The 14063-nt window shown below is 70.2% G+C and carries 13 protein-coding genes; 7 read left to right on the forward strand and 6 right to left on the reverse strand.

The window, feature by feature from the left end:
* Positions 1-10: 10 nt before the first annotated feature.
* Together MKL09_RS29830 and pyk are read left to right on the forward strand one after the other, a co-directional pair.
* Positions 11-436 carry a DUF1036 domain-containing protein gene (locus MKL09_RS29830; RefSeq protein WP_244025575.1) on the forward strand — a complete coding sequence of 142 codons (426 nt, stop codon included), beginning with the start codon at positions 11-13 and terminating at the stop codon, positions 434-436.
* A gap of 123 nt (positions 437-559) precedes the next feature.
* Complete coding sequence (gene pyk, locus MKL09_RS29835) at positions 560-1996, forward strand: pyruvate kinase (protein WP_244025576.1); 1437 nt, start codon at positions 560-562, stop codon at positions 1994-1996.
* 3 nt (positions 1997-1999) lie between these two features.
* On the opposite strand, the gene MKL09_RS29840 is transcribed toward pyk, so the two are convergent.
* The 6 genes from MKL09_RS29840 to ubiG form a co-directional block, all read right to left on the reverse strand.
* On the reverse strand, positions 2000-3010 hold the full coding sequence (locus MKL09_RS29840; RefSeq protein WP_244025577.1) for an alpha/beta fold hydrolase: 1011 nt from the start codon (positions 3008-3010) through the stop codon (positions 2000-2002).
* Complete coding sequence (locus MKL09_RS29845) at positions 3007-3609, reverse strand: tetratricopeptide repeat protein (protein WP_244025578.1); 603 nt, start codon at positions 3607-3609, stop codon at positions 3007-3009. The genes MKL09_RS29840 and MKL09_RS29845 overlap by 4 nt, the downstream gene beginning before the upstream one ends.
* 130 nt (positions 3610-3739) lie before the next feature.
* Entirely contained in the window at positions 3740-3865 is a 126-nt protein-coding gene (ykgO, locus tag MKL09_RS29850; RefSeq protein WP_003601867.1) for a type B 50S ribosomal protein L36, read from the reverse strand.
* 166 nt (positions 3866-4031) lie between these two features.
* Positions 4032-4646, reverse strand: a complete 615-nt coding sequence (locus MKL09_RS29855) for a PAS domain-containing protein (protein ID WP_244025579.1) — start codon at positions 4644-4646, stop codon at positions 4032-4034.
* Positions 4647-4784: 138 nt separating this feature from the next.
* A complete protein-coding gene (locus tag MKL09_RS29860) occupies positions 4785-5357 on the reverse strand; it encodes a YbhB/YbcL family Raf kinase inhibitor-like protein (protein WP_244025580.1) in 573 nt (190 codons plus the stop codon).
* Between the two features lie 47 nt (positions 5358-5404).
* Entirely contained in the window at positions 5405-6166 is a 762-nt protein-coding gene (ubiG, locus tag MKL09_RS29865) for a bifunctional 2-polyprenyl-6-hydroxyphenol methylase/3-demethylubiquinol 3-O-methyltransferase UbiG (protein ID WP_244025581.1), read from the reverse strand.
* A gap of 254 nt (positions 6167-6420) precedes the next feature.
* Here ubiG and MKL09_RS29870 point away from each other — a divergent pair, with 254 nt between their 5' ends.
* From MKL09_RS29870 to MKL09_RS29890, 5 genes are all read left to right on the forward strand, one after another.
* Complete coding sequence (locus tag MKL09_RS29870) at positions 6421-7656, forward strand: aspartate kinase (protein WP_244025582.1); 1236 nt, start codon at positions 6421-6423, stop codon at positions 7654-7656.
* 303 nt (positions 7657-7959) lie between these two features.
* Positions 7960-10221, forward strand: coding sequence for a phosphoenolpyruvate--protein phosphotransferase (gene ptsP / locus MKL09_RS29875; RefSeq protein ID WP_244025583.1), 2262 nt, complete (start codon positions 7960-7962; stop codon positions 10219-10221).
* Positions 10222-10446: 225 nt separating this feature from the next.
* A complete protein-coding gene (prfA, locus tag MKL09_RS29880; RefSeq protein WP_243962403.1) occupies positions 10447-11532 on the forward strand; it encodes a peptide chain release factor 1 in 1086 nt (361 codons plus the stop codon).
* Between the two features lie 8 nt (positions 11533-11540).
* Positions 11541-12446 carry a peptide chain release factor N(5)-glutamine methyltransferase gene (gene prmC, locus MKL09_RS29885; protein WP_244025584.1) on the forward strand — a complete coding sequence of 302 codons (906 nt, stop codon included), beginning with the start codon at positions 11541-11543 and terminating at the stop codon, positions 12444-12446.
* Positions 12447-12866: 420 nt separating this feature from the next.
* Positions 12867-14033, forward strand: a complete 1167-nt coding sequence (locus MKL09_RS29890; protein ID WP_244025585.1) for a DUF4167 domain-containing protein — start codon at positions 12867-12869, stop codon at positions 14031-14033.
* Positions 14034-14063: the final 30 nt, after the last annotated feature.

The raw sequence follows: 14063 nt of genomic DNA on the forward strand, positions 1-14063 counted from the left end.
ATCGCCGCTCATGCTGTCGGTGGTCCTGGGGATCGGCGTCGCGCTTCTCGGCGTCGCCCCCGCCAAGGCTGACCTGCGCCTGTGCAACCAGACTGCCAGCAAGGTCGGCATCTCGCTGGGCTACCGGGACCCGCAGGGCTGGGTGACGGAGGGCTGGTGGGATCTGGCGCCGAAGGCCTGCGAGACCCTGCTCAAGGGCGCGCTAGCGGCGCGGTTCTACTACGTGTTCGCGGTCGACTACACGCGCGGCGGCGAGTGGAGCGGGCGCTCGCTGATGTGCACCCGCGATTCGGAGTTCACGATCCGCGGCGTCGAGGATTGCCTCGCCCGCAGCTACGACCGGAACGGCTTCTTCGAGGTCGATACCGGCGAGCAGAAGAGCTGGACCATCCAGCTCACCGATCCCAACCGGGCGGACGCGCCGGCCAAGCCGTGAGGGCGCCATCGCGCCCTTGACGCTGCCCCGGGCGGGATGCCTACACCGCCACCCAACGAACCGAACCGACGCCGCCGCGGGCCCACCGCGCGCAGACGCGGCGGAACACCCGGAGGATCCCGCTTGAAACGCTCGCGCCGCACCAAGATCGTCGCCACCCTCGGGCCGGCCTCGGATTCGCCGGAGATGATTGAACGCCTGTTCCGGGCGGGCGTGGACGTGTTCCGGCTCAACATGAGCCATCTCCCCCGCGAAAAACTGCCCGAGAAGGTCGAGGTGATCCGGGCGATCGAGCGCGAGGCCAAGCACCCGATCGGCATCCTGGTCGACCTGCAGGGGCCGAAGCTCCGGCTCGGCACCTTCGCGGAGGGCGCCGTGATGATCGAGACCGGCGCGACCTTCGTGCTCGATGGCAACCCGACGCCCGGCGATGCCAGCCGCTGCCACCTGCCGCATCCGGAGATCCTGGAGGCCCTGGAGGCCGGCCACGCGATCCTGCTCGACGACGGCAAGCTGCGGCTGACCGTTCTCGAGACCTCGGAGAACCGGGCCGTGACCCGCGTCGAGGTCGGCGGCAAGATCTCGAACCGCAAGGGCGTGTCGCTGCCCCATACGGTGATCCCGGTGCCGGCGATGACCGAGAAGGACCGGGCCGACCTCGATGCCGGCCTGAATGCCGGGGCCGACTGGATCGCCGTCTCCTTCGTGCAACGGCCCGAGGACGTCGCCGAGGTCAAGAAAGTCTGCGCCGGCCGCGCCCTGGTGATGGCCAAGATCGAGAAGCCGCAGGCCCTGACCCGGCTCGACGAGATCATCGAGATCTCGGACGGCCTGATGGTCGCCCGCGGCGATCTCGGCGTGGAGATGCCGCTGGAGCAGGTGCCCGGCGTGCAGAAGCGGATCACCCGCAGCGCCCGTCGCTTCGGCAAGCCGGTGGTGGTGGCGACCCAGATGCTCGAATCGATGATCACGGCGCCGGTCCCGACCCGCGCCGAGGTCTCGGACGTGGCGACCGCCGTCTACGAGGGTGCGGACGCCGTGATGCTCTCCGCCGAGAGCGCCTCTGGTGCCTTCCCGGTCGGCGCGGTCGAGACCATGAACCGCATCGCCGAGCAGGTGGAACGCGACGCGGTCTACTGGTCGATCATCCGGGCGCAGAGCGCGACCCCGGACGAGACCGCCGCCGACGCCATCGCGGCCGCCGCGCACCAAATGGTCGACGCCCTGAACCTCGATGCGATCATGGCTTGGACCAACTCGGGCTCGACCGCCCTGCGCCTGTCGCGCGAGCGCCCGAACGCCACGGTGATCGCCCTGACGCCGCGGCGCGAGACCGCCCGGCGCCTCGCGCTCGCCTGGGGCACGCACCCGATCGTCACCAAGGATGCCAGCGACGTGGACGACATGTCGTTCCGCGCCGCCAAGTTCGCGGTCCGTGAAAAGTTCGCCGCGGTGGGCGACCGGGTGATCGTGGTGGCGGGCCTGCCCTTCGGGACGCCCGGGGCGACGAACCTCGTGCGGCTCACCTTCATCACCCGGGAACACGCCGAGAAGGCATAAAAGCTACTCTTTCACGAGCGGCGCGGCCTCGCGCCGCTCGCCGGCGAACCGAGCGATCTCGTCGGTCAGGCGCTCCGCGGCCACGAAGTGGAGCATGTGGCCAATTCCCGGCAGGAGCACCAGCCGGGCACCGGGGATCGCCTTTGCCAGCGGGATCGCCTGGTTCTCGCTGCGGACGATCGGATCGGCCTCGCCCGCAATCACCAGGGTCGGGACGCGGAGGGCGCCGTAGCGCGGGCTCTGCGCCGCCAGAGCGGCGGGCAGGCCGACGAGATCCTGCACGTTGGCGAGCAGGGTTCCGGGGCGTAGCACCAGGGCGGCGCGGACGGCCTGCACGTATCCGGGGGTGGCCTGCTGGGGCAGGAAGACCCGCTTGGCCGTCTCGGGCAGATAATATTGGGCGAGCGGCGGACCGATGGTGCGGCTCAGCAGCCACGTCACCGGCGGCTTGAGCGCGAGGCGCCAGTACCACGGCAGCACCAGCATCCGCGCCGGCATCGGCATGGCGACGGGGGCCGCCAGGACCAGCCCCGAGACCCGCTCCGGATGATCGAGGGCGAGCGCGAGCGCCAGGGCGCCGGCCCAGGAATGGCCAAACACGATCGCCGGCCCGACGCCCATCGTCTCCAGCGCCTCGGCGATGATCCGGGCCTGGACGGCCGGCGCGGCGGCCTCACTCCCGTCGATGCGGTCGCTCCAGCCGAAGCCCGGCCGGTCGAAGGCAATGACGTGGAAGCCCTTCTCGGCGAGACGGCGCCCGAAGCCTTCCATCGGGTCCGAGGCGTTGGCCGAGGCCCCGTGCAGCAGGATCACCGGGGGGCCGTCGGCCGGCCCGGCCTGGATCGTCGCGACGCGACCTCCGGCGACCTCGACGAAGGGCCCGGCCGGCGGATTCTCTGCCCCAACCCGCAGGGCGATGACGAGGCTCGCCACCGCGCCGAGCGCGAGGACCAGACCCAGAATCGCGAAGGGGAGGGCGAGGAGCGTGAGGAGGAGTCCGGCCACGCGGCTCACAGGTCGCGGCCGTCAACCTCCGGAGCGAGGCGGTCGACCGCCTCGCCGATCTTTTCCATCTTGGGATAGAGCGCCTGGGCCCGCCGGAAGGCCGCGAGCGCCCGGGCCTTGTCCTCCAGGGATTCGTAGATCCGCCCCATGGCGGCCCAGGCCTCGAAGTGGCGCGGCTCCAGCACCAAGGCCCGGCGCAGGTCGGCCAGGGCGTCGTCCTTGTCGGTCAGCAGCCAGAACACGGTGGCGCGGCGGTTCCAGCCCTCGGACCAGTTGGGCTCCAGGGCGGTGACCCGATCCATCAACTCGGCCGCCAGGGGGAAGTCGTGAGACGCGACGGCCTGCCGGGCGCGGTCGGTGAGCAGATCCGCGGTCGGGCTGCCGGAAGCGTCGAGGCGGCGCTCGATCAGCTTGGCGATGCCTTTCGCCTCGGCCGGATCCTCGCTGGCACGCAGACGCGCGAACAGGTCGTCGAGGCTCACGGGTTTCGGCGCCGGTTTCGCCTCGGGTGCCGGGCGGCCGGACCGGCCCGCATCCGGAGCCGCCGCGGCGGCCGACACGAGGACTGGCAGGCAGATCAAGGCGGCGCGGAGGCGGGTCGGCATCATCGCGCCAGAGTGTGCGCGGGTACGGGCCTCGTCAACGTGCCGCTGTGCCGCGCACGCGAAAGCAGCCGCGACCCGAACGGGTGCGGCTGCTTTCGCGGCGCTGAGCCCGACCGAAGCCGGGCCGCAGGCTTCAGCCCTGGCGGGCCTTGAAGCGCTTCTGGGTCTTGTTGATCACGTAGACCCGGCCCTTGCGGCGCACGAGCTGGTTGTCGCGGTGACGGCCGCGCAGGGACTTGAGGGAATTACGGATCTTCATCGGTTTCTCGAGCCCGGGTGGGGCCGTCCATTCACGGGGGATCGGGAACGTGGTCACGAGGCAGGACGCGAAGGTCGCGTCCAGCGATCACGGCACACGCATCGCGGGATGGCGCCGCCATATCAGGATTCGCCACCGCAAGGCAAGGCGTCGCAGGCGCGGGACCTCAATGGATGCTGTCGGCAGCCGGCACCGCGGGGCTTCCCACCAGCTGCCGCCCGATCTCGTGCAACAGCGCATCCATGAGCGGTTTCAGCCGCGCGAAATCCGCTTCCCCCAGGCCCTCGGCCACGGTGAACAGCGCGAGGGCCAGTTCGGCCACGCGATCGATGCCCCCGGGGGGATCGATCGCGCAGAAGGTCGCCTCGTCGAGAAAACCGTCCCGGCTGCTCTCGGTCACGTCGATGACGATGCCGTGCGCCTCAGTCACCAGCCCGTCCGAGCCCATGACGAAGCGGCCGCGGGCCAGGACCCAGCGGACGTCGTCGGGCGCGAGCACGGTACGGTACTGCGCGATGTACAGGCCGCCTTGGCGTTGGAGGTTCTGCACGATCGCTGCGATGCGCGGCCGGTCCTGCGGATGGATCCGCTCGAAGAACAGGGCGTAGGTCGTGCCGCGTCCGGTCGCCGCCCGGGGAATGCCCAGCATCGTCGCGGCAACGGAGTCGCAGCGCACGACGTCGTCGGCGATCCGCCACTCCCAGGTCCCGACATTCGAGGCTGCGAGTGCGCGCGCGACGCTTTTGGTGTCTCGCCGCTTCAGCCGCCCATCGACGCCCACGGTTTCTGTCTCCGAAACTCAGTGAAAGTGTTTACCCGCGGATACCGCATGTATTCAGCACGGTAACGCGAGGCGAACGACCGTACAACACGACACCCCTTGGTCGCCGGCCGATCGTTCTGCCGGGCCGCGCCGGCTTCAGGCACGAGCATACGTGCCGATGAGCCGGCCCTTGCCCACCACCTGCCCCTGCATCGCTGCGAGGAGGGCACCCCGGCCGGGGTTGTCGGGCAAGGTGAGAGCCTTGCCGAGGGCGTAGAGCTGGAAAACGTAGGCATGGCGGCCGTGACCGCTGGGCGGATCGGGCGGAAGCCATGCGGCACGCAGGAAGCTGTTCTTGCCCAGCCCTGTCCTATCCACCGGCGAGTCCGGACTTGGCAACGCCCCCTCGTCGAGCGCGACGGTGGCGATCGACAAGTTCCACACGATGAGGTGAACGAGCGGTTGCGGCGTCGGGCTGCCGGCATCTTCGACCAGGAGGACCAGGGCGGCCGTCCCGTCCGGCAGGCCGCTCCAGGCTAGGGGCGGCGAGGTCCCGGGCCCGTCCGCGGTGAAGCGCGCCGGAATGTCGGTCCCATCCGCGAAGGCGGGGCTTGTCAGAACCAGCGTCTCCGGGACGTCCGCGAAGTCCGCATCATAGGCGGTCTTCTCGATCCCGGCCTTGAGGCCGGACAGGGCCTCGCCGACCGCGTGGGGAATCTTTTCGAGCATCGTTCAGAATCTCCGCTGCGGTCTCAACCGCGCGGGGAGGCTCCGGTTCAGGCGTGGCGCTCGGCCGCGACCATGTAGTTCACCGCCTTGTCGCGGCTGGTTCGCCAGCCGTCGGTCAGGGGATTGTAGGCGACGCCGATCGTATCGGTGACGTCGAGCCCGCCGATCCGGATGGCGCGGCCGAACTCGTCCGGCGTCACGAACTTCTCCCAATCGTGCGTGCCCCGCGGCAGCCAGCCGAGCACGTACTCGGCGCCGACGATGGCCAGCCCGAAGGAGCGCAGCGTCCGGTTGAGGGTCGCCCCGAACAGCATCCCGCCGGGCTTCACCGCCGCGCAGGCGGTGCGCACGAAGGCCGGCATGTCCGAGACGTGCTCGACCACCTCCATGATCAGCACGGCGTCGAAGCTCTGGCCGGACGCGACCACCGTCTCGATGGTCTCGCCGCGGTACTCCACCGGCACGCCGGCAGCCTTGGCATGGGCACGGGCGACCGCGATGTTCTGCTCCGCGGGATCCAGGCCGGTCACCTTGGCGCCGAGCCGGGCCAAGGGCTCCGACAGGACGCCGCCGCCGCAGCCGACATCGCAGATCGTCAGCCCGTCGAGGGGAAACGGCGTCTGCGGATCCCGGCCGAAACGCCGGCACAGCGCGTCACGGATATAGGTCAGCCGCACCGGGTTGAAGCGGTGCAGCACCCGCATCGGTCCGGCATCGTCCCACCAGGTGGCGGCGAGCGCGTCGAACCGCGCGACTTCGCCGCGATCGACGAAACCATCCGTTCCGAGGTTCGTGGCTGCCCTGTCCATGCGCGTTCCGTTCAGAAGAGGCCGTCCAAGCCCGGGCAATGCCCGGCGCTCGACGAGCGATCCGGGTCGGGGCTGTCGGCGGGACCTGTCGGGGCCGCCATAGCACGCCTCCCCTACGGCCGTCGCCGCGGCGCGCCCGCGCCATGCTTGGCCGGTTGTTGACACCCTGCCGAGCCGCTTGTACCCGCCGGGCACTGTCCGGGACCCGCCAGGGCGGTCCCTCTCCAGGCGCCGGGAACCCGCGAAGTACCATCATGCCCCGTCTGGTGATGAAATTCGGCGGCACCTCCGTCGCCAATGTCGAGCGCATCCGCAACGTGGCGCGCCACGTCGCCCGCGAGGTCGCGGCCGGCTACGAGGTCGCCGTGATCGTGTCGGCCATGTCCGGCAAGACCAACGAGCTGGTCGATTGGGTCAAGGACGCCAACCCACTCTACGACCCGCGCGAGTACGACGCGGTCGTCGCCTCGGGCGAGCTGGTGACCGCGGGCCTCCTGGCGGTCGCCCTGCAGAAGGACGGGATCAAGGCCCGCTCCTGGCAGGGCTGGCAGATCCCCGTGGTCACCTCGGACGCGCACGGCTCGGCCCGCATCGCCGAGATCAACCCGAAGAACCTCGAAGCGGGCTTCGCCAAGGGCGAGGTCGCGGTGATCGCCGGCTTCCAGGGCATCCATGCCGAGACCGGCCGGGTGACCACCCTCGGGCGCGGCGGCTCGGACACCTCGGCGGTGGCCGTGGCGGCCGCGATCCAGGCCGAGCGCTGCGACATCTACACGGACGTGGACGGGGTCTACACCACCGATCCGCGCATCGTGCCGAAGGCCCGACGCATGGAGCGCGTGACCTTCGAGGAAATGCTGGAGATGGCGTCGCTCGGCGCCAAGGTGCTGCAGGTCCGCTCGGTGGAACTCGCCATGGTCCACCGGGTGCCGACCACGGTCCGGTCCTCCTTCGATCCGCCGGACGCCGCGCGTCCTGGCACCCTCATCTGCGACGAGGACGACATCGTGGAACAGCAGATCATCACCGGGATCGCGTTCTCCCGGGACGAGGCGCAGATCACCCTGCGCCGGGTCAAGGACAGCCCCGGCGTGGCCGCCGCCATCTTCGGGCCGCTGGCGGACGCGAACATCAACGTCGACATGATCATCCAGACCGTGTCGGGCGACCAGTCCACCACCGACATGACCTTCACGGTGCCGGCGGCCGAGTACGAGCGCACCCGCGCGATCCTCGACCAGGCCAGCCCGCAGATCGGCTATGCGCAGATCGAGGGGGCCACCGACGTGGTCAAGGTCTCGGCGATCGGCGTCGGGATGCGCAGCCACGCGGGTGTCGCCGCCAAGGCGTTCCGGGCTCTGGCCGAGAAGGGCATCAACATCCGCGCGATCACCACCTCGGAGATCAAGTTCTCCGTGCTGATCGACGCGGCTTATACGGAGCTTGCCGTGCGCACGCTTCACTCGCTATACGGCCTGGATCAGGCCTGAGCCTGAAAGGGTCCAGTTTAGAGCGCTTGCGGCCCGGACGGCGACCGGTTCGGCGGTCGAGCGCGCTGAAACAAGGGCTTGGCTAAGGGCCTGGAATCGTGTCCGATCGCAGGGTGATCGGGCGGGGTTCCGGGAGCGGATCGGGTGTCTTGAACTAGAACAGTCACGGGCCTTTCCGCCGATCCCAGAGGTGCTCTGGGGCATGCGGCACGGTCCATCGGGCGCCGGCCGTTGCGATGGTGGCGCCAAGGTTGCAGGGTGGTCGACGCCAAGGCCACTCGCCGACGTTGGAACGACGAACCGATGCCCGCTGCGCCCGGAGGCCCGCGCCTGCTGCTGCGCCGCCTCCGCGAAGCGATGGCGGAGCCGGTCAGTCCCCAGGCGCGCCTCGACCGCATCGTCGTCCTGATCGCCGCCAACGTGGTGGCCGAGGTCTGCTCGGTCTACGTCCTGCGGGACGACAACACCCTCGAATTGTTCGCCACGGAAGGTCTGAACCGCGAGGCGGTGCACCTGACGCGGATGCACGCCGACGAGGGCCTCGTCGGCCTGATCGCCCGGACTGCCGAGCCGCTGTCCCTGTCGGACGCCCAGAACCATCCGGCCTTCTCCTACCGGCCGGAGACGGGGGAAGAGGCCTATCACGCCTTCCTGGGCGTGCCGCTGCTGCGGGCCGGCAACACGCTCGGCGTCCTCACCGTCCAGAACCAGACCTACCGGGTCTATTCCGAGGAGGAGATCGAGGCGCTCCAGACCACCGCGATGGTGCTCTCGGAGATGATCGCCTCCGGCGAACTGGAGGGCCTGGCCCCCGATGCCGGCACCGCTGCCCGCCGCCCGGTGGTCGTCCGGGGTATCGCGCTGGCCGACGGCATCGGGCTGGGGCACGTCGTACTCCACGAGCCCCGCGTCGTGGTGAAGACGCTGATCGCCGAGAATGTCGAGCGCGAGGTCGAGCGGCTCGACGCGGCGATCGAGGAGGTCCGCTCGGCCATCGACGCGCTGGTCGAGCGCGGCGACCGGATCGGCACCGCCGAATCGCGTGAGGTGCTGGAGACCGTCCGGATGTTCGCCCACGACAAGGGCTGGCTCCGACGGATGCGCGAGGCCGTGGCCTCCGGGTTGACCGCCGAGGCGGCAGTGGAGCGGGTGCAGTCGGACAACCGCGCCCGGATGATGCGCCAGTCCGATCCGTATCTGCGCGAGCGCCTGCACGATCTCGACGACCTCGCCAACCGGCTGCTGCGCACGTTGACCGGGCCGGAGGCGGGCGGCACCGTCGTCCTGCCGGAGAACGCCATCCTGGTGGCGCGGACCATGGGCCCAGCGGCGCTGCTCGACTACGATTCCTCGACCCTGCGCGGCATCGTCCTGGAGGAGGGCGGTCCGACCAGCCACGTCGCCATCGTCGCCCGGGCGCTCGGCATCCCGGCGGTGGGCGAGGTCGAGAACGCCTCGGCCCTGTGCGATGCCGGGGACGCGATCATCGTCGATGGCGTGGCCGGCGAGATCCATGTCCGGCCGGGTCCCGAGGTCGAGGCGGCCTATGCCGAGATGGTGCGGCTGCGCGCCCGCCGGCAGGAGCAGTACCGGGCCCTGCGCGACGTCCCGGCCCAGACCCGGGACGGGGTGCGGGTCGGCCTGAACCTCAATGCCGGCCTGCTGGTCGATTTCAGCCACCTGCACGAGACCGGTGCCGAGGGCGTCGGCCTGTTCCGCACCGAATTGCAGTTCATGGTCGCCCAGCGCATGCCGTCGGCGGCGGAGCAGCAGGAGCTCTACCGCAAGGTGTTCGCGGCCTCGGCCGGCAAGCCCGTGACGGTCCGGACCCTCGACATCGGCGGCGACAAGATCCTGCCCTACATGGCCAAGCTCGAGGAGGAGAACCCGGCCCTCGGCTGGCGGGCGATCCGGATCGGCCTCGACCGCCCGGCCTTGCTGCGGATGCAGCTGCGCGCCCTCCTGAAGGCCGCCGACGGCGACCCGCTCAAGATCATGTTCCCGATGGTCGCCACCGTGGACGAGTTCGTGCGCGCCCGCGGCATCGTCGAGCGCGAGAAGGCCTATCTGCGCCGCCACGGCTACCAGCTTCCCACCGAGTGCCGTCTCGGCGCGATGGTCGAGGTGCCCTCGCTGCTGTTCCAGATCGACGAGATCGCCCGGGAGGCGGACTTCCTGTCGGTGGGCTCGAACGACCTGATGCAGTTCCTGTTCGCGGTCGATCGGGAGAACCGCCGGGTCGCCGACCGGTTCGATCCGCTCTGCGTCGCGGCGCTGCGGGCGTTCCGCCTGATCGCCGAGCGGGCCAACGCCGCCGGCTGCCCGGTGACGGTCTGCGGCGAGATCGGCGGCCGGCCGCTCGACGCGATGGCGCTGATCGGGCTGGGCTACCGCAGCCTGTCGATGTCGCCGGCCGCGATCGGTCCGGTCAAGGCGATGGTGCTGAGCCTCGATGCCGGCGCCATCACCGAGCTGATCGACGCCGAGATGGCCCGGATGCATGACGGCGATTCCCTGCGCCCGGCGCTCACCGCCTTCGCACATGCCCACGGCATACCTATCTAACCGGCGAGGCGACCCTTGCCGAAGGTTCGGCCGGGGTTGTACGGCAAGGCCGCGACGATTTTAGGTCGATGCGCCGTGGCTTCGGCTCTCGAAGCGAAGCCGGGTCGCGGTAGGGGGAGCTTTCTTGAAGCGTCGGTCAGCCTTCCGATCCCGCGCTCCGACCCCTGAAACGAGACCCCGCCCGGCCCGGAACGCCGCGCGCAAAAACCTGCAGAAACACGGGCAATGATCCCCTTTCCCACCGAGCGCCTCGACGCCATCCTGGCGCGGCACGAATTCGTCACCGCGCAGCTCGCCACCGGCGAGGGTGAATCCGAGACCGTGATCCAGCTCTCCCGCGAGCTGTCCGACCTCGATCCCGTGGTGGACGCGATCCGCGTCTACCGGGCGGCGCTCGCGAATCTCGCGGACCTCGAGGCGATGATCGACGAGCCGGGCACCGACTCGGAGATGCGCGCGCTCGCGGCCGACGAGAAGCCGGAGGCCCAGGAGCGGCTCGAGGAGGCCCACCGGGCGCTCCAGCTGATGCTGCTGCCCAAGGATGCCGCCGACGAGAAGAGCGCGATCCTGGAAGTCCGCGCCGGCACCGGCGGCGACGAGGCGGCCCTGTTCGCCGGCGACCTGTTCCGGATGTACGCGAAATACGCCGAGTCGAAGGGCTGGCGGGTCGAGGTGATCTCCGAGAGCGAGGGCACGGTCGGCGGCTTCCGCGAGGTCGTGGCCGAGGTGAAGGGCAAGGGCGTGTTCGCGCGCCTCAAGTTCGAGAGCGGCGCCCATCGGGTGCAGCGGGTGCCGAACACCGAGACGCAGGGGCGCATCCACACCTCGGCGGCCACCGTGGCGGTGCTGCCGGAGGCCGAGGAGGTCGATATCGTGGTCAACGATGCTGACCTGAAGATCGATACGATGCGCGCCCAGGGCGCCGGCGGCCAGCACGTCAACAAAACCGAGTCGGCGATCCGCATCACCCACCTGCCCACCGGCATCGTGGTGTTCGTCCAGGAGGAGCGCTCGCAGCATAAGAACCGCGCCCGCGCCATGTCGCTGCTGCGCGCCCGGCTCTACGATGCCGAGCGGACCGCCAAGGATTCGGCGCGGGCCGCCGACCGGCGGGCGCAGGTCGGGTCCGGCGACCGCAGCGAGCGGATCCGCACCTACAACTTCCCGCAGGGCCGGGTGACCGACCACCGCATCAACCTGACCCTGTACAAGCTGGAAGAAGTGATGGCCGGCACGGCACTGGATGAGGTCGTCGATGCCCTGATCACCGAGCACCAGGCCGAGCTCCTGGCCTCGGAGGGTATGGCCTGAGCAGCGCCGTGACGGCAGAAACCAGTCAGGGCCTGTCGCGCCGGGCGGCCATGCGCCGGTGCACGACCCTGCTGAGCGCGGGCGGCATCGCGGAGGCCGCGGGCGACGCGCGCTTCCTGATGCTGGGCCTCCTCGGCTTGGAGACCCGCGACCTCCTGCTCGACGGCGAAAAAATTCTCGGCGCGGACGAAGCGGCCGGCCTCGATGCGGCCCTGACGCGGCGGCTGTCGGGCGAGCCGGTGGCCCGCATTCTCGGTGCCTGGGAGTTCTGGGGGTTGCCGTTCCGTCTGGCGCCGGAGACGCTGGTCCCGCGCCCCGACACGGAAATCCTGGTGGAGGCGGCACTCGCCGCCGTACCGGACCGGGCGGCGCCATTGCGCTGCCTCGACCTCGGCACCGGCTCCGGCTGCATCCTGGTGGCGCTCCTGAGCGAGCTTCCGCACGCCTTCGGAGTCGGGCTCGACCGCGCGCCGGGCGCCCTGCGCATGGCCCGGCACAACGCGGTGACGAACGCGGTCGATAGCCGGTCCGCCTTCGTGGCGGGGGATTGGTGCGATCCCCTCGCCGACAGCTTCGACCTCGTGGTCTCGAACCCACCCTACATCGCGGATGGACTGATCCAGCACCTCGACCGGGACGTGCGTGCGCATGACCCGCGCGCGGCCCTCGCCGGCGGCCCGGACGGGCTCGCTGCCTACCGGCGGATCCTGGAGGGCGTACGCACCAATGCCCTGCTCGCACCGGGCGGGACGCTCCTGTTCGAGATCGGCTACGATCAGGCGGCGCCCGTCCGCAGCCTCGCGCACGCCGCCGGCTTCGCGGATCGCGGCCTAACCCAAGACCTTGCTGGACACGACCGGGTGCTCCGATTCAGTCTTTCGCCCGATCTTTCTTCGGGCCACACGGATGCCTAACTCGGGACCGACGATCGGTGCGTCGAGAAAATGCTTGTTGCATCTCTTTGGGAACGCTAGAGTCCGCTTGAAGATCGCGAACGGTTCGTTAAGACGGACTCCTATAAGGTCGGCGATGATCTCTGGTCGCCGGTTGGTTCGCTGATCCCCCGTACCGTTGGACTGGAGCGCGCGTGCGATTGCGCGGCGGTCCGACAGCACTCGAACCTGACAATCGACTGGTTTCTGGCGTCTGGCCCGGACGCGCGGTGCGAGGGATGGTCAGGCAGGCGCGCGGACCGCGGAGCGGTCGGACGCGCGGCTTCACCGGGTGCATTTGGCCGGAGCGCGTCTCAAGATCGACGCCGGACGCCCCGAAGAACTGTCGTTTGCGTGAACGAGGGTCACTGAAGACCGATGAGACCAAACCAGAATCGACGGATGCGCGGCCGCAACCGGCCGAAAGGTCCGAACCCGCTGACGCGCTCGTACGAATCCAACGGCCCAGACGTCAAAATCCGCGGCACCGCGCAGCACATCGCCGACAAGTACGCCCAGCTCGCCCGCGATGCGCAGGCGGCCGGCGACCCCGTGGCGGCGGAGAACTATTTCCAGCACGGTGAACACTACTTCCGGATCGTCTCCGGCGCCCAGGAGCAGACCCGACCGGCCAATACCGGCGGATATGCCAGCCGTGCCTACGACGACGACATGGACGAGGGTGACGACGAGGGCCAGGGCAACGGCTCGGGACAGAACGGCCACGCCTATAACGGCTACGACGACGGCGATCCCGGCCAGCAGCCTCAGCCCTACGAGATGCGCCAGGACCTGAACCAGCAGGACGGCCGTCAGCAGCAGGGCCGCGACAGGTTCCAGAACCAGAACCGGGACCAGCGCCGCTTCGACAACAACGGCCGGCAGGATTACCGGCGCCAGGACCAGCCCCGGCAGGACTACCAGCGGCAGGACTCGTCCCGCCAGGATGGGCAGCGGCAGGATTCCCCGCGCCAGGACTATCAGCGGCCGGACTACCGGCAGGATCGCCAGGACAACCGTCAGGAAAACCGGCAAGATAGTCGGCAAGACGGCCGTCAGGATGGGCGCCAGGATTACGGCCGCCAGGATTACCGGCAGGACAGCCGGCAGGATTCCCGCGGCGACCAGAACCGCTACGAGTCCGGGCGTTCCGACAACGCGCGGCCGGAGGCTCGCCAGCAGGAGCCCCGGCAGCAGGACAGCCGGCAGGAGGTTCGGTCGGACGAGCAGCAGCGCCAGCCGCGTCGGGCCGAGCCCCGGAGTGAGGTGGCCCCCCGCACCGAGACGCCGCGGCAGGCCGAGCCTGCGCCTCGTCGCGAGCGCCGTCGTGAGGCGGTCCCAGCCCCGGTCACCGCCGAGGATCCGGCGAGCTTGCCGGCCTTCCTGATGACGCCGCCCCGCCCCGTGGCCGCGACGACGCCCGTTGAGCAGCCGGCGGCACCGGCGCCCGAGGCCGCCGCCGAGGAGACGCCCGTCAAGCCGCGTCGCCGTCGCCGGCCGCGCTTCGAGGGCATCGCCCCGGAAGAGGGCGAGGCACGCTCGTCCGCCGAGGACGCGCCGACCGAGTGATCGGGCGCGTCACGGTCCGATGAAAGTGAT

The sequence above is a fragment of the Methylobacterium sp. J-048 genome, from assembly GCF_022829515.1.
GTDB lineage: Bacteria > Pseudomonadota > Alphaproteobacteria > Rhizobiales > Beijerinckiaceae > Methylobacterium.